Source organism: Sphaerotilus uruguayifluvii (genome assembly GCF_013294065.1).
Lineage (GTDB): Bacteria > Pseudomonadota > Gammaproteobacteria > Burkholderiales > Burkholderiaceae_C > Sphaerotilus > Sphaerotilus uruguayifluvii.
In genome coordinates this window covers 183372-201783 of record NZ_JABSNM010000006.1, presented here as the reverse complement: position 1 = coordinate 201783, position 18412 = coordinate 183372, and the positions used below count along the sequence as shown (strand labels likewise).

The window sequence follows — 18412 nt, the reverse complement described above, 5'->3', positions numbered from 1 at the left end:
TGGCACTCCTGAAATCCATGGGTGCACTCTAGGCTCGGGCCCGCGCCCTGCCCATCGGCCACATGCCAGAACGCGTGTCGGAAGCTGTCCGACACGGCGTCCGGCCTCGTCCGTCAGCGCGCCCAGGCCGTGTCAGGCGGGCGTGACAGGCTGCGCATCGGCACCCGCAGCGCCGTCGCGGCGCGGCTTCACCCGCAGCGCGAGCAGCACGCCGGCCACCAGCAGCACGATGCCCGCCAGCGTCGTCGTGCCCGGCCAGCGCCCGCGCATCACCATCGCGTAGCCCAGCGCGGCCAGCGTCTCGAACACGATCAGCTGCCCGAGCAGCGCGGTGGGCAGGCGCTGGCTGGCGGCGTTCCAGCACAGCGTGCCGACCCAGGACGCCAGCAGGCCGACCGCCAGCATCATCAGCACGAAGCGCAGCGGCTCCGGCCCGAAGGGCATGGCCACGCCCAGCCCGGCGGCGCCGGCCGGCGTCAGCGAGACCAGCCCCAGCACGCCGTAGCCCAGCACCGCCAGCGGCAGCGTCATCAGTCCCTGCGCGGTGGCCCAGCTGCGCGGATGGCGGTCCGGGTGGGCGCGCATCCAGTCGGCATTGCGGATCGGGTACCAGGTCCAGCAGGCCACCGCGGCCAGGGCCAGCAGCGCACCGACCAGGTAGCGGCCGGCGTCCAGACCGCCCTCGGCGCGCAGCCGCTCCAGCTCGACCTGGTTGACGCAGGCGATGCCGGCGGCGATCAGCCCCAGCGGCGGCAGCAGCTCGCGCCACGGCAGGCGCTCGTGCGGATCGCGCAGGTTCGAGCAGACGGCGATCACCACCGGCAGCGTGCCGATGATCATCGTCGGCAGCGCACCGCCGGCGCGCTGGATCGCCGCGGCCAGGCAGAGGTAGTACAGCAGGTTGCCGATGGCCGAGAGCCTGAGCGCCTCGATCCAGTCGCTGCGCTCGAGCTCGCGCAGGCGCGCCCGGTCGAACCAGGCGATCGGCAGCGCGATCAGCCCGAAGGCCAGATAGCGGCCGCAGGACAGCAGCGCGGCCGGATAGTCCGGCAGCAGCAGCGGCGTGACGAAGACCAGGCCCCACATGAGACCGGCCACCAGGGCACAGAGAATTCCGATCGACATGCCGGGCAGTGTCGGTCAGGCGTGCCGGCGGGGTCTTGTACCGGATTGCTGCAGCTGCTGGCGGTAGCGCGCCGGCGTCACGCCGTAGCGGCGCGAGAAGGCGCGGGTCAGATGCGCCTGATCGGCCAGGCCGGTGGCCGCAGCCACCTGCGCCAGCGGCTCGCCGGCGGCGATGCGGCGCTTGGCCTCGAGCAGGCGCAGCGCCATCAGCATCTGCTGCGGCGTGGCGTGGTGCTCGCGGCGGAAGCTGCGCAGGAAATGGAAAGGGCTCAGGCCCGCGGCGGCAGCCAGCTCGTCGAGCGTCAGCGGCTCGTCCAGGCGTGCGCGCATCAGCTCCATCACCGGACGGAAGCGCGCCGCGGCGCCGGCCTCGCGCGGCACGGCCGCGTCGCGGGCATGCGGGCGCAGGTGCTCGACCAGCTCGACGAGCAGGCTGTCGAAGGCCAGCGGCTCGGCGCCCTGCGCGGCCGCGCGCCAGAGCCGGTGCATCAGCGCGCTGACCGGCGCGACGGTGCGCGGATCGCGGATCAGCGCCTCGTCGAAGCGCCAGGCCGCACCGCCGCCGAGGCTGCGCAGCAGGTCCTCGTCCAGATAGACCATCCGGTAGGACCAGCCCTGCGGCGTCTCGGCACGGCCGGTGTGCAGGTCCTCGGGCTGCATCGCCACCAGCGTGTCCACCGGCGCGAGGTGCTCGGCGCCGCGCAGCCGGAAGCGCTCGACGCCCTGGTCGATCACGCCGAAGCCGTAGGCGTCATGGCCGTGCGGCTCGAAGGCGCAGTCGACGATGGCGGCGCGGTAGAGCTCCACGCCGGCGCGGTGCGCCGGGCGCAGGAACTCGGCGCGGTCGCGCGGCGAGTCGAAGCGCTCCGGCACGCCTTCCATGGCCGATCCCGGCCGCTCAGGCCTTCACGCAGTCGATGAAGTAGCGCTTGCGCCCGCCGCCGATGTCCTCCTCGACCAGACCGTGCACGTCGGTGTGGAAGCCGGGGAAGCGCTCGTTGAAGTCGCGGGTGAAGCGCAGGTAGTCGACGATGCGCTTGTTGAAGCGCTCGCCCGGGATCAGCAGCGGAATGCCCGGCGGGTACGGCGTCAGCAGCGAGGTGGTGATGCGGCCCTCGAGCTGGTCGATCTCGACGCGCTCGGTGCGGCGGTGCGCGATGTGCGCGTAGGCGTCGCTGGGCTTCATCGCCGGCTCGACGTCCGACAGATAGACCTCGGTCGTCAGGCGCGCGATGTCGCCCTCGGCGTAGGCCTTGTGGATGAGCTGGCACAGGTCGCGCAGGCCCATGCGCTCGTACATCGGGAACTTGGCGGCGAACTCGGGCAGCACGCGCCAGATCGGCTGGTTGCGGTCGTAGTCGTCCTTGAACTGCTGCAGCGCGGTCAGCAGCGTGTTCCAGCGGCCCTTGGTGATGCCGATGGTGAACATGATGAAGAACGAGTAGAGGCCGGTCTTCTCGACCACCACGCCGTGCTCGGCCAGGTACTTCGAGACGATCGAGGCCGGGATGCCGGTCTCGGCGAAGTCGCCCGACACGTCCAGCCCGGGCGTGATCAGCGTCGACTTGATCGGGTCGAGCATGTTGAAGCCGGCGGCCAGGTCGCCGAAGCCGTGCCAGCCTTCGTTGGCATGCAGCACCCAGCCGTCGGCGCGGCCGATGCCCTCGGCGGCCAGCGCCGGCGGGCCCCAGACCTTGAACCACCAGTCGTGGCCGAAGTCGTCCTCGACCTTGCGCATCGCGCGGCGGAAGTCCAGCGCCTCCTTGATGCTTTCCTCGACCAGCGCGGTGCCGCCCGGGGGCTCCATCATCGCCGCGGCGACGTCGCACGAGGCGATGATCGCGTACTGCGGCGAGGTGCTGGTGTGCATCAGGTAGGCCTCGTTGAAGAGGTGGCGGTCGAGCTTCTGCTCCTGCGCGTCCTGCACCAGCACCTGCGAGGCCTGGCTGATGCCGGCCAGCAGCTTGTGCGTCGACTGCGTGGCGTAGACCATCGCCTGCTTCGGGCGCGGGCGGTTCTTGCCCATCGCGTGGTAGCTGCCGTAGAACTTGTGGAAGGCGGCGTGCGGCAGCCAGGCCTCGTCGAAGTGCAGCGTGTCGATCCAGCCGTCCATCATCTGCTTGATGGTCTCGGTGTTGTAGAGCACGCCGTCGTAGGTGCTCTGCGTCAGCGTCATGATCCGCGGCTTGATGCCGCTGGTGTCGACGCCGGCCAGCAGCGGGTTCTTCGCGATCTTGGCCTCGATGGCCTCGCGGGTGAACTCGGCCTGCGGGATCGGGCCGATGATGCCGAAGTGGTTGCGCGTCGGCGTCATGAACACGGGGATCGCCCCGGTCATGATGATCGAGTGCAGGATCGACTTGTGGCAGTTGCGGTCCACCACCACCACGTCGCCCGGCGCCACCGTGTGGTGCCAGACCATCTTGTTGGAGGTCGAGGTGCCGTTGGTGACGAAGAAGCAGTGGTCGGCGTTGAAGATGCGCGCGGCGTTGCGCTCGCTCTGCGCCACCGGCCCGGTGTGGTCGAGCAGCTGGCCGAGCTCCTCCACCGCGTTGCACACGTCGGCGCGCAGCATGTTCTCGCCGAAGAACTGGTGGAACATCTGGCCGACCGGGCTCTTCAGGAAGGCCACGCCGCCGGAGTGGCCCGGGCAGTGCCAAGAATACGAGCCGTCCTGCGCGTAGTCCATCAGCTGCTTGAAGAAGGGCGGCGCCAGGCCGTCGAGGTAGCTCTTGGCCTCGCGGATGATGTGGCGCGCCACGAACTCCGGCGTGTCCTCGAACATGTGGATGAAGCCGTGCAGCTCGCGCAGGATGTCGTTCGGGATGTGCTGGCTGGTGCGCGTCTCGCCGTAGATGTAGATCGGGATGTCCGGGTTGCGGAAGCGGATCTCCTCGATGAATTTGCGCAGGTTCAGCACCGCCGGATCGAGCTCGGGGCCGGGCGTGAACTCCTCGTCGTCGATCGACAGGATGAAGGCCGAGGCACGGCTCTGCTGCTGCGCGAACTGGCTCAGGTCGCCGTAGCTGGTCACGCCCAGCACCTCGAAGCCTTCCTTCTCGATGGCCTGCGCCAGCGCGCGAATGCCCAGACCGGAGGTGTTCTCCGAGCGGAAGTCCTCGTCGATGATGACGATCGGGAAATGGAAGCGCTGCATGGCGGGAGGGTCTCCGAAGACCAGGGGGCGGTGGGACGGGAAAAAAGCGAAGGGCGAAGTGTAGGGCCAGCGCGTGACGGTGCGATGCACCGATGTCAATGCGCTGTCGTGATCGCGGTCCTACACTGTCCGGCACGGGAGGCCCGAGATGCAGTCCGATGTCCTGACCTCATGGTGGATCGCCGCGGCGCTGGTGCTGGCGCTCGAGCTGTTCACCGGCACCTTCTTCCTGCTGCTGCTGGCGCTCGGTCTGGCCGCGGCCGGCGTGGCGGCGCTGCTGGGCGCCGGCAGCGCGGCACAGACGCTCACGGCGGCCCTCGTCGGCGGCGGCGCGATGCTGGCGCTGCGCGCCTGGCGGCTGCGGCGACGCACGGCGCCCGGGTCGGCGACCGATCCGGCCCAGCATCTCGATCTCGGCCTGCAGGTGCGCGTCGAGCGCTGGCGCGACGACGGCCTGGCCGAGGTGTCGCACCGCGGCTGCACCTGGACGGCACGCCTGGACGCGGCGGAGCCGCCCGGCCGCCCCGGCCTGCATGTCATCGTCGGCGTCGACGGCACGACGCTGCGGCTGCGCGCGCTGCGATGAGCGGCCCGCGCCCGGCCTCTTTCCTCCACCGGAGTCCCGCATGGACCTTCTCGCGCTGATCCTTCTCGCCGTCGCGGCGCTGTTCGTCGCCCGCTCGGTCCAGGTCGTGCCGCAGCAGCACGCCTGGATCGTTGAGCGGCTCGGCCGCTACCACGCCACGCTCTCGCCGGGGCTGAACTTCCTGATCCCCTTCATCGAGCGCGTCGCCTACCGCCACTCGCTCAAGGAGATTCCGCTCGACGTGCCCAGCCAGGTCTGCATCACCCGCGACAACACCCAGCTCAAGGTCGACGGCATCCTGTACTTCCAGGTCACCGACCCGATGCGCGCCAGCTACGGCTCGTCGGACTACGTGATGGCCATCACCCAGCTCGCGCAGACCACGCTGCGCTCGGTGATCGGCAAGATGGAACTCGACCGCACCTTCGAGGAGCGCGAGCTGATCAACGCCTCGGTGGTCAACGCGCTCGACGAGGCGGCGCTGACCTGGGGCGTGAAGGTGCTGCGCTACGAGATCAAGGACCTGACGCCGCCGGCGGAGATCCTGCACGCGATGCAGCAGCAGATCACCGCCGAGCGCGAGAAGCGCGCGCTGATCGCCGCCTCCGAGGGCCGCAAGCAGGAGCAGATCAACATCGCCACCGGCGAGCGGGCCTCCTTCATCGCCCGCTCCGAAGGCGAGAAGCAGGCGCAGATCAACCAGGCCGAGGGCCAGGCGGCGGCGATCTCGGCGGTGGCGACCGCCTCGGCCGACGCGATCCGGCGCATCGCCGCGGCGATCCGCGAGCCCGGCGGCGAACAGGCGGTGCAGCTGCAGGTGGCCGAGAAGGCGGTCGATGCCTACGCGGAGCTGGCCCGCACGAACAACACGATGATCGTGCCAGCGCACATGGGCGAGGTCGCCGGCCTGATCGGCTCGGCGATGGCGCTGATGCGCGCGCCGGCCGCACCTCAGTCGTCGTCGCGCGACGCGTCCAGCCCGGGAAAGAGCACCTCGGTGTAGCCGAAGCGGCGGAAGTCGCGCACCCGCATCGGGTAGAGCGTGCCGATCAGGTGGTCGCACTCGTGCTGCACCACCCGGGCGTGAAAGCCCTCGGCGACGCGGTCGATCGGCTGGCCGCGCTCGTCGCGCCCGGTGTAGCGGATGCGCGACCAGCGCGGCACCACGCCGCGCAGCCCCGGCACCGACAGGCAGCCTTCCCAGCCGTCCTCCTCCTCGTCCGAGAGCGGCTCGATCACCGGGTTGATCAGCACGGTGGGCGGCACCGGCGGCGCGTCCGGATAGCGCAGGCTGCGGCCGAAGCCGAAGATCACCAGCGCCAGGTCGACGCCGATCTGCGGCGCGGCCAGGCCGGCGCCCTGCACCGCCTGCATGGTCTCGACCATGTCGGCGATCAGCGCGTGCAGCTCGGACGTGCCGAACTCGGCTTCGGCGAGCGGGCGGGCGGTGCGCAGCAGGCGTGCGTCACCCATCTTGAGAATCTCGCGCAGCGGCATGGCGTGGGAGGCGTCCTGGGGTTCGTGGGCGGGGAAAGCGGAAGGCGGGGTTTCAGGCCGGCCGGCATCGTGCCGACATGCAGGGGAATTGTCACCCGACTCACCCGACCGGTGTCCCTTGCCGATGAGCGCCCGCCCTCTTCCGCCGCCTCCCCGCTCCTTCCGCATCATGCGCGGCCTGCATGGCTGGATGGCCCTGCGCCCGCGCTGGCAGGCCATGCTCGACGCCCGCATGGAGCCCGACTGCATCTTCCGCCAGCCGGCCTGGTACGGCGCGCGGCTGCAGCACCTGTGCGACAGCCCGGACGAGCTGGCCTTCGTCTGCGCGCAGCGCGGCGACCGGCTGGAGGCGGTGCTGCCGCTGACGGTCGACCAGCGCCCCTTCGGCGCCGGCCTGATGACGCTGCGCGAGGCCCGAACGCCGGTGCATGCGCACCAGCTCATCAGCGACCTGGCGCTGGCCCCCGACATGGACGCGGACGATCTCTGGCCCGAGCTCTTCGACTGGCTGCAGGGCTCGGTGGCGGCGCGCGAGATCGGCTGGGACCTGCTGCGCCTCGACGGGGTCATCGCCGGCTCGGGCCTGGACCGCGCGGCCCGCTCGGAGCGCCGGCCGGCCGAATGCTCGATGCCGCTGCGCGAGAGCGCCTGGCTGGACTGCAGCGGCACGCCCGAGCAGGCGCTCGCGCCGGTCAGCCGCAGCCATCACGGCAACGTGCGCCGGCTGATGCGGCGGGCGCAGTCGCGCGGCGCGCTGCGCTTCGAGGTCGTCGAGTCCGGCCCGGCGCTGGAGGCCGCGCTCGAGCAGTTCCTGCAGCTCGAAGCCTCGGGCTGGAAGGCCGAGACCGGCAGCGCGATCGCCCGCAGCGACTCGCTCAGCGGCTTCTACCGCGCGCTGGCGCGCCAGTTCGCCGACCAGCGCACCTGCCGCATCCACCTGCTGCGCCTGGACGGCCAGGCCATCGCGGCGCAGTTCGCGCTGCTGGGCGCACGCACGCTGCACCTGGTCAAGATCGCCTACCTCGAATCGGAGGCCGACCTCGCGCCCGGCCATCTGATCATGCGCGAGGCGATCGAGTCGGCCTGCGCCGACGCGCGCATCGACCGGCTGAGCTTCGTCACGCATCCGCCCTGGGCGCATCTGTGGAAGCCCCACATCGCGCCGGTGTCGCAGCACCTGCTCTTTCACCGCTCGCTGCGCGGCTGGGCGATCGGACAGCTGCGACGCTGGCGACCGGCCGGTCCGGCCGTGCTGCCCCGGCGCTGAGCGCTGCCCCGGCCCTGGCGCCGATGTGAGATATTCGCATCTTCTCGCGCCCCTGCCCTGCCGCCCTTGCTGTCCCGCTGGATCCATCGACGCGCCGTCCTGGCCTTTCTTCTTCTGCCCTGGCTGACGCTGCTGCTGGCGCTGGCCGGACTGGCGCTGCTCGACCACCTGCTCGGTGATCAGGTGATCTCGCAGCAGTGGGCGCTGGAGCCGCACCGCGAGCTGCTGCGCCAGCTGGGCCTGGACCTGCTGTGGCTGGTCGGGGCGCTGTACCTGCTCGGCACGCTGCCGTGGCTCGGCGGTCTGCTGCTCGGCGGCGGGGCGCTGGTCTGGGCCGCGGTGCTGCTGGTCGTGCTGTGCGGCACCGCCGGCATCGGCCTGGGCCTGTTCGCCGGGCTGAAGGCAATGCAGCCGCAGTCGCTGCTGCTCGGCGCGGTCTGCGCGCTGTCGGGCCTGCTGTATGCGCTGGCCACCCACCGCGAGCCGCCGCCCCCGCCGCGCGGGCTGCCGCGCTCGCGCTTCGACCTGCCCGACGACGGCCTGCCGCCGGCCCCGCCCCCCACGACCCGCCCGAGCAGGGTTCCTCCCCCGCTGCCCGTCCTGACCGATCGACATGAAGCTCCGACCACCATTCCCGCAGAGCACTGAGCACGCGCCGGCCCGATGGCGTTCGGCCATCGCGCGCCGCCTGTGCAGTCTCGCGGCGATGGCGCTGGTGGCCTGGCCGGGCAGCGCGGTGCATGCGCAGGCGGCAGGCGCGCCCTCGGCCGGCCGCTCGCATGTCTGGCTGGTCGGCGGCGGCCCGGACCCCGAGGCCTCGCAGGGCCAGATCGAGCTCAACGTGCTGTGGGTGGCCGACATCGTGCGCTCGCTGGCGCCGCAGGCGGACCTGCGCATCTTCTTCGCAGACGCCTCGCCCGAAGTGCGCGACGTGCGCATCTGGAGCCGGCCGGCCGAGGGCCAGGCGACGCTGCAGCCGCTGGCGCGCGTCTTCGGCCAGCAGGAATTCAACGGCAACCAGTACCGCAAGCACCACATCGGCGGCACCGTGCACGGCACCCGCGTCGATCAGCTCGGCGCGACGCTGGCACGCGACTTCTCGGCGCTGCGGCCGGGCGACCGCGGCCTGTTCGTGTTCAACGGCCACGGCCTGCGCGACCTCTCCGACCGGGCCGGCAACACGCTGCGCCTGTGGGACGACACCCGGCTGTCGGTGCGCGAGCTCGAGCGCCTGGCCGGCAGCGCGCCGCCGGCCGTGCCGATGCGCTTCGTCTTCACGCAGTGCTACTCGGGCGGCTTCATGCGCCTGATCCGCCCGCAGGCGCGCGACACGCGCACGCTGGCTGCCTACAACCGCTGCGGCTTCGCCGCCGAGTCTGCCGACCGGCTCTCCGAGGGCTGCTCGGCCAGCATCGACTCGGGCGACTACCGCGACTACACCACCTACTTCTTCGCCGCGCTCAGCGGCATGACCCGCGCCGGCCAGCGCCTGCCGCGCTCGCCCGACCGTGACGGCGACGGCACGGTCACGCTGCACGAGGCGCACCTGTACGCGCTGCTGGAGGGCCACAACGCCGATCTGCCGCGCGCCACCAGCGAGGTCTACCTGGAGCGCTGGCAGCCGGCCTGGCTGCGCTACATCGACACGACCAGCGAACCCGACAACGAGTACGGCCGGCTGGCGGCCGAGCTGGCGCAGCGGCTGGGCCTGCCGCCGCGCGGTCGTGCGCTGCAGCGCGCGCTGCAGACGCGCCACCAGGCGCTGGAGCAGCGGCTCGAGGCGATCGACCGGCAGTCGCACCGGCTCGACGACGAGATCACGCAGCTGCAGCAGCGGCTGCAGCGCGGCCTGGTGCAGCGCTGGCCCGAGGCGGCCCATCCCCACACCGCTGCCTATGCACGCTTCCTGGCCACCGAGCTGGGCGCGGCGCAGTCCTATCTGACGGCGCAGAAGGACTACCCGGCGCTGGCCGAGCGCCAGGACCGCCGGGCTGCCCTCGATCTCGAGCAGGTCGGCGTCGACCGCGACATCACCCAGCTCGACAAGGTGCTGCGGCTGCGCCAGCTCGCGCGCCTGAGCGAGCAGTTCGAGCGCTTCGCCACGCCGTCGGCGCGGCGCGAGTACCAGCAGCTCGACCGCTGCGAGCGCACGCCGCTCTGACTCGGCGCGGCACCGACCGGCCTCAGGCCACCCCGCGCTCCGGCGCGGTCAGCACATGGCGGTATCGCTTCATCGGGCCGGTGTCGACATAGCCCATCCAGCGCGCGACCTCCTCCTCGGCATGGCCGCTGCGCAGCTGGCGCACCGCGAAGGTGTGCCTCAGCCGGAACGGCGAGCCGCCCTCGATGCCCAGCGCGGCCATCAGCGTGACCGCGGCGCGGTGGCAGGCCGGATGCGACCACGGCTTGCCCGCCAGCGTCGACGGAAACACCCAGGGCTCGCGCACGACCGCCTCGCCGAGCCGCGCCCGCACGGTCAGCCAGAAACCCAGCTGGCGCGCCGCCCAGGCGGCGATCGGCACCTGGTGCTCCGGACAACTGCCGTCGGCGACGACCGTCAGCCGCCAGGGCACGCCAGGCTCGTGGCCGCCGTCGATCGTCACGTCGCCCAGGCGCAAGGCCCGCACCTGCCCCGGCGCCAGCCCGGCGCCGAGCATCAGCGCAAGCGCGCAGCGGTCGCGCAGCACCTTCCAGGTGATGCCGCGCGCCAGGTCGAGCGCCTGGAATTCGGTGGCGTGAGCGACCAGCGCCTCGGCCTGGGCATCGGTCAGCACATCCGGCACCGGCGTCAGAGCCGCCGCATTGGCGTAGCGATAGGGCGCTTCCTGCATCAGCGCCTGCGCGGCCTCGAAGGGCTCGCGCCCCTGCTGCTCGCGGGCATGGTTGAGCACCCGGTCGAGCAGCTGCAGCAGCCGCCAGGCGTAGCGCAGCGTCAGCTCGGCGCGCGCCTGCCCGGTGCGGACCCGGCGCAGCGGCCGGGTCGCGGCATGTTCCAGGAACTCGACCAGGTGCTCGCGGTCGAGCGCGCCGTCGCTGTCCGGATCGAGCCGCAGCGTGCGCCCTGCGGCGGTCTCGTCCGCGCTGCCGGCAGGAGCGCAGTAGGCGATGAAGGCGTTCCACATGTCGGCGTAGATCTGCGCCGACTCCTCGCGCAGGCGGCCCTTCTGGCGCGGACCGCGCGCCGGCGCGGAATCGAGCCAGGCCTGGAACTGCTGCTGCAGCCGCTCGGCCAGCGCATCGCCCGGCGAGGGATCGAACAGGGAGAGAGTCGCGGTGTCCATGGAAAGATACTAACGAAAACAGCTTTCCTCGTGCACGTTTCCGAGGGCGTTCCGGGCTTCGTTCAATTAGCTGTTAGTATCTTAAAAGACCTGAGTCACTCTCTTCAGCCGACGGCATCGGCAACAGGACGGCACTTCTCGCAGCAGACGCCCCGATCAGGCCTCAGAATCTCGCATTTCGTCGAACAACACGGAACAAGGTTCAATGAACACCGTCAGCCCGCCCGCCGACCTGCAACTGTGCGTCGAGAACGCCCTGGCCGAAGACATCGGCAGTGGCGACGTGACCTCGGTGCTGCTGTCCCGGGCCCAGCAGGTCACCGCCCGGGTCATGACGCGGGAGGCCGCGGTGCTGTGCGGCCAGCCCTGGTTCGACGCGGTCTTCCGCACGCTCGACCCGACGATCTCGATCGAATGGGCGGTGCCGGAAGGCGCCTCGGTGCAGCCCGACGACCTGCTGTGCACGCTCTCGGGCGGCGCGCGCACGATCTTCACCGGCGAGCGCACCGCGCTGAATTTCCTGCAGACGCTCACCGGCACCGCGACCTCGGTGCGCCGCTATGTCGACGCGGTCGCCGGGACGGGTGCGCGCATCGTCGACACCCGCCAGACCCTGCCCGGCCTGCGCAGCGCGCAGAAGTACGCGGTGCTGGCCGGCGGCGGCCTGAACCACCGCATGGGCCTGCACGACGGCTTCCTGATCGAGGACGTGCACATCGCCTCGGCCGGCGGCCTGCGCGAGGCGATCAGCTACGCACGCGCGCTCGGCCTGAACGTGCCGATCATGGCGGAGATCCGCACCCGCGAGGACACGCTGATCGCGCTCGACGAGGACATCGAGCTGGTCCTGGTCGAGAGCCTGCCGCTCGAGCTGGTCAGGACGGTCGCGCGCATGGTGCGCGAGCACCGCGAATGCGGCGGCCGCACGCTGGTCGAGTATTCCGGCGGCGCCTCGCTGGAGACGGTGCGCACGCTGGCCGAGACCGGGGTCGACCGGGTCGCGGTCGGCTCGATCACCAAGCACCTGCGCGCGGTCGACGTCACGATGCGCATCAGCCGCGAGGCGCAGGCGACGGAGCCGGCCTCGACCTGAGGCCGGACGCGCGGCACAGGCCTGACGGCCGGTCAGGGCCGCTGCAGCGGCCCCTCGGCGGCGAGCTGCGCGGATTCCTCGTCGGTGAACAGGCGCGAGCGGCTCAGGAAGGCCTTGCCCAGCGGGCCCTCCAGGCTGAAGTTGTCGCCGCCCAGCGGCGCGTCGACCGCGTCGATGATCAGCTGGGTGTGCTGCCAGTACGCGTACTGCGAGCCGCTCATGTAGAAGGGCACGCCGCCGACCTGCCCCAGGAACACGTCGGCCGGGCTCAGGGCCATCTCGCCGGGCAGGTAGCAGTTGGGCGCGCTGTTGTCGCAGCAGCCGCTCGACTGGTAGAACATCAGCGTGCCGTGGCGCGCCTTGAGCTGCTCGACCAGCGCCAGCGCGCTGGTGGTGGCGGTCACTCGATCGATCGTCGTCATCGTGCGGTCTCCCGTGCTCCGGAATGCTGGGAGCGGAAAGCAAAACGCAAAAAGGGGTGACCGAAGTCACCCCCAGGACATGGCAGATGTCCGAAACCCGAGGCTGCAGCCACCCCTGGCCGCAGCCCGACCCCGTCGGGGCCAGGATCAGAAGAAGCCCAGCTTGTTCTCGCTGTAGGAGACGAGCAGGTTCTTGGTCTGCTGGTAGTGGTCCAGCATGACCTTGTGGGTCTCGCGGCCGATGCCCGATTCCTTGTAGCCACCGAAGGCGGCGTGCGCCGGGTAGGCGTGGTAGCAGTTGGTCCACACGCGGCCGGCCTTGATCGCGCGGCCCATGCGGTAGGCAGTGTTGCCGTTGCGGCTCCACACGCCCGCGCCCAGACCGTAGACGGTGTCGTTGGCGATCGCCAGCGCGTCGGCCTCGTCCTTGAAGGTGGTCACGGCCAGCACCGGGCCGAAGATCTCCTCCTGGAAGATGCGCATCTTGTTGTGGCCCTTGAACAGGGTCGGCTGGATGTAGTAGCCGCCGGCCAGCTCGCCGCCGAGCTGGGCGCGGTCGCCGCCGATCAGCACCTGCGCGCCTTCCTGCTTGCCCAGTTCGAGGTAGCTGCTGATCTTGTCGATCTGCATCTGCGAGGCCTGCGCGCCGATCATGGTGTCGGTGTCGAGCGGGCTGCCCTGCTTGATGGCGGCCACGCGCGGCAGCACGCGCGCCATGAACTCGTCGTAGATCGATTCCTGGATGACGGCACGCGACGGGCAGGTGCAGACCTCGCCCTGGTTGAACGCGAACAGCACCAGACCTTCGATCGCCTTGTCCAGGAAGGAGTCATCCTTGTCCATGACGTCGGCGAAGAAGATGTTGGGCGACTTGCCGCCCAGCTCCAGCGTGGCCGGGATCAGGTTCGACGCGGCGGCCTGGGCGATGACCTTGCCGGTGGCGGTCGAACCGGTGAAGGCGATCTTGGCGATGCGCTTCGAGGTGGCCAGCGGCATGCCGGCTTCGCGGCCGAAACCGTTGACGATGTTCAGCACGCCCGGCGGCAGCAGGTCGGCGATCAGCTCGGTCAGCACCAGGATCGAGATCGGGGTCGACTCGGCCGGCTTCAGGACCACGCAGTTGCCCGCGCCCAGCGCCGGAGCCAGCTTCCACGCGGCCATCAGGATCGGGAAGTTCCACGGAATGATCTGGCCGACCACGCCCAGCGGCTCGTGGTAGTGGTAGGCGACCGTGTTCTCGTCGACTTCCGACAGCGAGCCTTCCTGGCCACGCAGGCAGCCGGCGAAGTAGCGGAAATGGTCGACCGCCAGCGGGATGTCGGCGTTGAGCGTCTCGCGGATCGGCTTGCCGTTGTCGACGGTCTCGGCGTAGGCCAGCATCTCGAGGTTCTGCTCGAGGCGGTCGGCGATCTTCAGCAGGATGTTGGAGCGCTCGGTGACCGAGGTCTTGGCCCACTTGTCGGCCGCGGCGTGCGCGGCGTCCAGCGCCAGCTCGACGTCCGCTTCGTTCGAGCGGGCGGCCTGGGTGTAGACCTGGCCGTTGACCGGCGTGACGACGTCGAAGTACTGGCCGGTCACCGGCGCAACCCACTTGCCGCCGATGAAGTTGTCGTAGCGCGACTTGTACTGGACCTTGGCGCCCGGGGTGTTCGGATTCGCGTAGAGCATCGATGTCTCCTTCAGTGTTGATGCCAGGGGTTGAGATGCCAGCTCCATTGCGAAGGTCGTGCCAGCCCTGCGCCATCCCGGCCCTCCCCCCGTTTTCAGGGACCGGGACGGACATTCCGACAGGAATGGCCTGTTTCCTGCTGGAAACCTGTTCATTGAGCAACCCACGGGGATGCGGTGTCATCCATCGAGACAGTACATACCCGGTATCGCCGCACACCGAAAAACTTGTCACGGATCGACTCACTGCCGGCTGGCCCTTGTTGAAGCAATTGGCACCGGAAGACATAAGGGTAAACACCAAATGAACGATTCCAGTCGCCCCGGGGGGGGGCGGTCCTCGCGGCTGCGGGGTCTCAGGCACGCGCTGGGCAGCGGCGAGCCGCTGCCGGCGGACATCCCGGTCGAGCCGCTGCTGCAGCGCTCGTGGCAGCGCAGCCGCGCGGCCGGTCTGACCCCGGCCGGCCTGGGCAGCAGCGCGCCGCACGCCTCGGCCGTGCAGCTCGCGCGTGCACGCGAGCGCCATCGCGAACTGATCGACCATGCCCGGCCGGTGCTGGAGTTCCTGTTCGAGCAGACCTGCGGCACCGACAGCGTCGTGCTGCTGGCCGACGCGCAGGGCATGGTGCTCGACGCGATCGGCGACACCGGCTTCAGCCAGCGCGCGGCCCGGGTGGCCCTGCGCCCCGGCGCGATCTGGCACGAGCAGTGGCGCGGCACCAACGCGATCGGCACCTGCCTGGTCGAGGAGCAGGCGCTGGTCATCCATGGCGACGAGCACTATCTGGACCGCAACGGCTTCCTGACCTGCGCGGCCTCGCCCATCGTCGATCCGGCCGGGCAGATCATCGGCGCGATCGACATCAGCGGCGACCACCGCCAGGCCCATCCGCACACGCTCGGCCTGGTGCGCTCGGCCTCGCGCATGATCGAGCAGCGCCTGTTCGAGACCCGCCACGCGCAGGGGCTGCGGCTGCGCTTCCACGCCCGGCGCGAGGGCATCGCCAGCCTGACCGAAGGCCTGATGGCGCTGTCGGACGACGGCTGGCTCATCGGCGCGAACGCCGCAGCACTGTCGATGCTGGGGCTGGAGCGCGGCCACATCGGCGCGCTGCGCGTCGACGCGCTCTTCGGCCTGGACGTGCACAGCGTCGAGGCGATGGCGCGGCTGATGCCGCCCGAGCCACGCCAGGTGCGCTGCGCCGACGGCACGATGCTGTGGATGCGGGTCGACAGCAGCCCCTCGGGCATCGAGGTGATGGCGCGCCGCACCGACTGCGTCGACCCGGCCGCGCTGTCCGCGTCCGAGGCCGCCGGCGCGGACGCCACGCCGGACGCGCCGAGGGCGATGGCGGTGCCTGTGCCGCCGCGGGATCGCCTGCCGGATGCGCTGGACGGCTTCGAGCTGGGCGACCCGACGATGCGCCAGGTGGTGGCGCGGCTAAGGCGGCTCGGCGAGCCGCCGATCGGGCTGGTGCTGCAGGGCGAGTCCGGCACCGGCAAGACCGCGCTGGCGCAGGCGGTGCATCGCAGCGGCGTCCGGCGCGCCGGGCCGCTGCAGACGCTGCACTGTGCCAGCCTCGACGAGATGCATCTGGACGACGCGCTGTTCGGCCGCCCGCTGGAGCGCCCGCCGGCACCGGGCCTGCTGCGCCGCGCGCGCGGCGGCACGCTGGTGCTCGACGAAGTGGCCGATCTGCCGCTGACGCTGCAGGCGCGGCTGCTGAGGGTGCTGCAGGACGACCTGCTCGCGCCGCTGCCCGGCGAGCCGGTGCTGCCGCTCGATGTCGCGCTGGTGTGCACCAGCCGGCGCCGCCTGATCGACGAGGTCGCCTGCGGCCGGCTGCGCGAGGACCTGTACTACCGGCTCAACGGCCTGACGCTGATCCTGCCACCGCTGCACGAGCGCGGCGACCTGGCGGCGCTGTGCCGGCAGCTGCTGGACGCGGCCGGATCCGCAGCGGCGGTCGAGCCGGCGCTGCTGGCGCGCCTGGCCGACTACCGCTGGCCGGGCAATGTGCGCCAGCTCGCCAACGCGCTGCGCGCGGCCTGCGCGCAGCTCGAACCCGGCGAGCGCATGATCCGCCGCGAGCACCTGCCCGACGACCTGATCGAGGAGCTCGCCGCGCTCGATCCGCCCCCGGCCGCGGCGGGCAGCCCGGCCGGCACGGCGCCGACCCGCGCCGAGGTCTCGTCCGACGAGGCGTCACGCATGCTCGCGCAGTGCGGCGGCAACCTGTCGGAGACGGCTCGCCGGCTCGGCATCAGCCGCAACACGCTCTACCGGCGGCTGCGCGAGGCGTCGGCAGGATCGGCGGGGCCTGGAGAGGCCGGCGGCAGCGCCAGCAGGTGACCCATCTTCTCGCGCTTGGTCGCGAGATAGGCGGCGTTCTCGGGGTTGGCGTCGATCTCGTGCGGCTCGCGCTGCACCACCTCGATGCCCTGCTGCTGCAGCGCCAGCAGCTTGATCGGGTTGTTGCTCATCAGGCTGACCGAGGCGATGCCCAGGTCCTGCAGGATCTCGGCGGCGGCCTCGAAGCGGCGGCTGTCGGGCGGATGGCCCAGCGCCAGATTCGCCTCGACGGTGTCCAGGCCCTGGTCCTGCAGCGTGTAGGCGCGCAGCTTCTCGTCGATGCCGATGCCGCGGCCCTCGTGGCCGCGCATGTAGACCACCACGCCGCGCCCGGCCTCGCGGATGCGCTCGAGCGCCAGACGCAGCTGCGGGCCGCAGTCGCAGCGCAGCGAGCCGAAGATGTCGCCGGTCAGGCACTCGGAATGCACCCGCACCAGCACCTCGCGCGCGCCGGCCAGCTCGCCGCGGTGCACCGCCATGTGCTCGATGCCGGTGCTGCGGTCGTAGTAGGAACTGATGGTGAAGTCGCCATGCTCGGTGGGCAGGCGCGCGCTCGGACCGCGCCGGACATGGGCATGGACGCCGGGCGCAGGTCGGGCGTCGGAGGCATCGGCGGCCGGATCGGCCGCCGGCCGGAAGATCGTTTCGGGCTTCATCGCAACATCGTCGGTCTGGAGCGGCATTGTCGCCGCATCCGCGCCGGCGTGCAGGCGAGCGCCCTCAGCCGCGCGCCTCGCGCAGCGCCGCGCGCCGGCCGATCTCGATCTTCGCGATGGCGTTGCGGTGCACCTCGTCGGGACCGTCGACCAGGCGCACGGTGCGCTGGTGCGCGTACATCTCCGACAGCCAGCTGTCCTGACTGAGACCCGCCGCGCCATGGGCCTGGATCGCCCAGTCCACCACCTGGCAGGACACCTTGGGCGCCACCACCTTGATCATCGCGATCTCGGCGCGGGCGACCTTGTTGCCGACGGTGTCCATCATGTGCGCCGCGTTCATCGTCAGCAGCCGCGCCTGGTCGATCATGCAGCGCGACTCGGCGATGCGCTCGTGCCAGATCGACTGCGCCGACAGCGGCTTGCCGAAGGCGACGCGGGTGTTCAGGCGGTCGATCATCAGCTCCAGCGCGCGCTCGGCCGCGCCGATCGAACGCATGCAGTGGTGGATGCGCCCCGGGCCCAGGCGCCCCTGCGCGATCTCGAAGCCGCGCCCCTCGCCGAGCAGGATGTTGCCGGCCGGCACCCGCACGTCCTCCAGCAGCACCTCCATGTGGCCGTGCGGCGCGTCGTCGTAGCCGAAGACGCTCAAGGGGCGCAGCACCGTCACGCCCGGCGTGTCGCGCGGCACCAGCACCATCGACTGCTGCAGGTGGCGCGGTCCCTCGGGATCGGTCTTGCCCATCACGATGAAGATCTCGCACTTCGGATGCCCGGCCCCGGACGAGAACCACTTGCGGCCGTTGATGACGTACTCGTCGCCGTCGCGCCGGATCGAGCATTCGATGTTGGTCGCGTCCGACGAGGCCACCGCCGGCTCGGTCATCAGGAAGGCCGAGCGGATCCGGCCGTCGAGCAGCGGCTCGAGCCAGCGCGTCTTCTGGGCCTCGGTGCCGTAGCGCTCGAGCGTCTCCATGTTGCCGGTGTCGGGCGCCGAGCAGTTGAAGACCTCGCCGGACCAGATCACCCGGCCCATCAGCTCGCACAGCGGCGCGTAGTCGAGGTTGGACACCCCGCCCTCGCCCTTGTGCGCATGCGGCAGGAACAGGTTCCACAGGCCGGCCTCGCGGGCGAGCGGCTTGAGCTCCTCGACCAGCGGCACCGGCTGCCACGGATTGCCCGCGGCCCGCAGCGCATGCATCTGCTGCTCGTAGAGGGCCTCGTTCGGCAGGATGTGGCGATCGAAGAAGGCCTGCAGGCGCTCGAGCAGCGCGCGGCCGTGCTCGGAAGGGGTGATCAGGGGCATG

The 18412-nt window shown here is 71.1% G+C and carries 16 protein-coding genes; 7 read left to right on the top strand and 9 right to left on the bottom strand.

Annotated elements, in window-relative coordinates; genetic code table 11:
- Window positions 1-132: 132 nt before the first annotated feature.
- From HNQ01_RS09055 to HNQ01_RS09045, 3 genes are read right to left on the bottom strand one after another with little or no spacing between them, the layout of a single operon-like run.
- A complete protein-coding gene (locus HNQ01_RS09055) occupies window positions 133-1125 on the bottom strand; it encodes a DMT family transporter (RefSeq protein WP_173805046.1) in 993 nt (330 codons plus the stop codon).
- Between the two features lie 15 nt (window positions 1126-1140).
- On the bottom strand, window positions 1141-2007 hold the full coding sequence (locus tag HNQ01_RS09050; RefSeq protein WP_173805045.1) for an AraC family transcriptional regulator: 867 nt from the start codon (window positions 2005-2007) through the stop codon (window positions 1141-1143).
- Between the two features lie 16 nt (window positions 2008-2023).
- Window positions 2024-4282, bottom strand: a complete 2259-nt coding sequence (locus HNQ01_RS09045) for an arginine/lysine/ornithine decarboxylase (protein ID WP_173805044.1) — start codon at window positions 4280-4282, stop codon at window positions 2024-2026.
- A gap of 148 nt (window positions 4283-4430) precedes the next feature.
- Between HNQ01_RS09045 and HNQ01_RS09040 the strand changes: the two genes are divergently transcribed.
- The gene (locus tag HNQ01_RS09040) at window positions 4431-4868 is read left to right on the top strand and encodes an NfeD family protein (RefSeq protein WP_173805043.1); all 438 of its coding nucleotides are present in this window, start codon (window positions 4431-4433) and stop codon (window positions 4866-4868) included.
- Between the two features lie 40 nt (window positions 4869-4908).
- Window positions 4909-5871 carry an SPFH domain-containing protein gene (locus tag HNQ01_RS09035; RefSeq protein WP_173805042.1) on the top strand — a complete coding sequence of 321 codons (963 nt, stop codon included), beginning with the start codon at window positions 4909-4911 and terminating at the stop codon, window positions 5869-5871.
- Here HNQ01_RS09035 and def read toward each other — a convergent pair.
- Entirely contained in the window at window positions 5820-6365 is a 546-nt protein-coding gene (def, locus tag HNQ01_RS09030) for a peptide deformylase (RefSeq protein ID WP_173805041.1), read from the bottom strand. The genes HNQ01_RS09035 and def overlap by 52 nt on opposite strands.
- A 169-nt stretch (window positions 6366-6534) precedes the next feature.
- Here def and HNQ01_RS09025 point away from each other — a divergent pair, with 169 nt between their 5' ends.
- The 3 genes from HNQ01_RS09025 to HNQ01_RS09015 all read left to right on the top strand — a co-directional run bounded on the left by HNQ01_RS09025 (window position 6535) and on the right by HNQ01_RS09015 (window position 9793).
- A complete protein-coding gene (locus HNQ01_RS09025) occupies window positions 6535-7632 on the top strand; it encodes a GNAT family N-acetyltransferase (RefSeq protein WP_173805040.1) in 1098 nt (365 codons plus the stop codon).
- A 66-nt stretch (window positions 7633-7698) separates the two neighbouring features.
- Window positions 7699-8280 (top strand): hypothetical protein, encoded by a 582-nt coding sequence (locus tag HNQ01_RS09020; RefSeq protein WP_173805039.1) that lies wholly within the window; start codon window positions 7699-7701, stop codon window positions 8278-8280.
- Complete coding sequence (locus HNQ01_RS09015) at window positions 8246-9793, top strand: hypothetical protein (protein WP_173805038.1); 1548 nt, start codon at window positions 8246-8248, stop codon at window positions 9791-9793. The genes HNQ01_RS09020 and HNQ01_RS09015 overlap by 35 nt, the downstream gene beginning before the upstream one ends.
- Before the next feature lie 22 nt (window positions 9794-9815).
- Here the strand turns inward: HNQ01_RS09015 and HNQ01_RS09010 are convergent, their stop codons facing one another.
- The gene (locus HNQ01_RS09010; protein WP_173805037.1) at window positions 9816-10913 is read right to left on the bottom strand and encodes a tyrosine-type recombinase/integrase; all 1098 of its coding nucleotides are present in this window, start codon (window positions 10911-10913) and stop codon (window positions 9816-9818) included.
- Between the two features lie 205 nt (window positions 10914-11118).
- Here HNQ01_RS09010 and nadC point away from each other — a divergent pair, with 205 nt between their 5' ends.
- The gene (nadC, locus tag HNQ01_RS09005) at window positions 11119-12006 is read left to right on the top strand and encodes a carboxylating nicotinate-nucleotide diphosphorylase (RefSeq protein WP_173805036.1); all 888 of its coding nucleotides are present in this window, start codon (window positions 11119-11121) and stop codon (window positions 12004-12006) included.
- A gap of 32 nt (window positions 12007-12038) precedes the next feature.
- Here nadC and HNQ01_RS09000 read toward each other — a convergent pair whose 3' ends face one another.
- Window positions 12039-12428: a DUF779 domain-containing protein gene (locus HNQ01_RS09000; protein ID WP_173805035.1), complete on the bottom strand. Its 390-nt coding sequence runs from the start codon at window positions 12426-12428 to the stop codon at window positions 12039-12041.
- A 147-nt stretch (window positions 12429-12575) separates the two neighbouring features.
- Complete coding sequence (gene exaC, locus HNQ01_RS08995; RefSeq protein WP_173805034.1) at window positions 12576-14096, bottom strand: acetaldehyde dehydrogenase ExaC; 1521 nt, start codon at window positions 14094-14096, stop codon at window positions 12576-12578.
- A gap of 304 nt (window positions 14097-14400) precedes the next feature.
- Between exaC and HNQ01_RS08990 the strand changes: the two genes are divergently transcribed.
- Window positions 14401-16449 carry a sigma-54-dependent Fis family transcriptional regulator gene (locus tag HNQ01_RS08990; RefSeq protein WP_173805033.1) on the top strand — a complete coding sequence of 683 codons (2049 nt, stop codon included), beginning with the start codon at window positions 14401-14403 and terminating at the stop codon, window positions 16447-16449.
- On the opposite strand, the gene ribA is transcribed toward HNQ01_RS08990, so the two are convergent.
- Window positions 16377-17105, bottom strand: coding sequence for a GTP cyclohydrolase II (gene ribA / locus HNQ01_RS08985; RefSeq protein WP_217427461.1), 729 nt, complete (start codon window positions 17103-17105; stop codon window positions 16377-16379). The genes HNQ01_RS08990 and ribA overlap by 73 nt on opposite strands.
- Before the next feature lie 64 nt (window positions 17106-17169).
- On the bottom strand, window positions 17170-18411 hold the full coding sequence (locus HNQ01_RS08980) for an acyl-CoA dehydrogenase family protein (RefSeq protein WP_173805031.1): 1242 nt from the start codon (window positions 18409-18411) through the stop codon (window positions 17170-17172).
- Between the last annotated feature and the right edge of the window lies 1 nt (window position 18412).

Coding starts and splice junctions, on each gene's coding strand:
- HNQ01_RS09055 (WP_173805046.1), bottom strand. CDS start 1,125: ATGTCGATCGGAATTCTCTGTGCCCTGGTGGCCGGTCTCATGTGGGGC.
- HNQ01_RS09050 (WP_173805045.1), bottom strand. CDS start 2,007: ATGGAAGGCGTGCCGGAGCGCTTCGACTCGCCGCGCGACCGCGCCGAG.
- HNQ01_RS09045 (WP_173805044.1), bottom strand. CDS start 4,282: ATGCAGCGCTTCCATTTCCCGATCGTCATCATCGACGAGGACTTCCGC.
- HNQ01_RS09040 (WP_173805043.1), top strand. CDS start 4,431: ATGCAGTCCGATGTCCTGACCTCATGGTGGATCGCCGCGGCGCTGGTG.
- HNQ01_RS09035 (WP_173805042.1), top strand. CDS start 4,909: ATGGACCTTCTCGCGCTGATCCTTCTCGCCGTCGCGGCGCTGTTCGTC.
- def (WP_173805041.1), bottom strand. CDS start 6,365: ATGCCGCTGCGCGAGATTCTCAAGATGGGTGACGCACGCCTGCTGCGC.
- HNQ01_RS09025 (WP_173805040.1), top strand. CDS start 6,535: ATGCGCGGCCTGCATGGCTGGATGGCCCTGCGCCCGCGCTGGCAGGCC.
- HNQ01_RS09015 (WP_173805038.1), top strand. CDS start 8,246: ATGAAGCTCCGACCACCATTCCCGCAGAGCACTGAGCACGCGCCGGCC.
- HNQ01_RS09010 (WP_173805037.1), bottom strand. CDS start 10,913: ATGGACACCGCGACTCTCTCCCTGTTCGATCCCTCGCCGGGCGATGCG.
- nadC (WP_173805036.1), top strand. CDS start 11,119: ATGAACACCGTCAGCCCGCCCGCCGACCTGCAACTGTGCGTCGAGAAC.
- HNQ01_RS09000 (WP_173805035.1), bottom strand. CDS start 12,428: ATGACGACGATCGATCGAGTGACCGCCACCACCAGCGCGCTGGCGCTG.
- exaC (WP_173805034.1), bottom strand. CDS start 14,096: ATGCTCTACGCGAATCCGAACACCCCGGGCGCCAAGGTCCAGTACAAG.
- HNQ01_RS08990 (WP_173805033.1), top strand. CDS start 14,401: ATGAACGATTCCAGTCGCCCCGGGGGGGGGCGGTCCTCGCGGCTGCGG.
- ribA (WP_217427461.1), bottom strand. CDS start 17,105: ATGAAGCCCGAAACGATCTTCCGGCCGGCGGCCGATCCGGCCGCCGAT.
- HNQ01_RS08980 (WP_173805031.1), bottom strand. CDS start 18,411: ATGCCCCTGATCACCCCTTCCGAGCACGGCCGCGCGCTGCTCGAGCGC.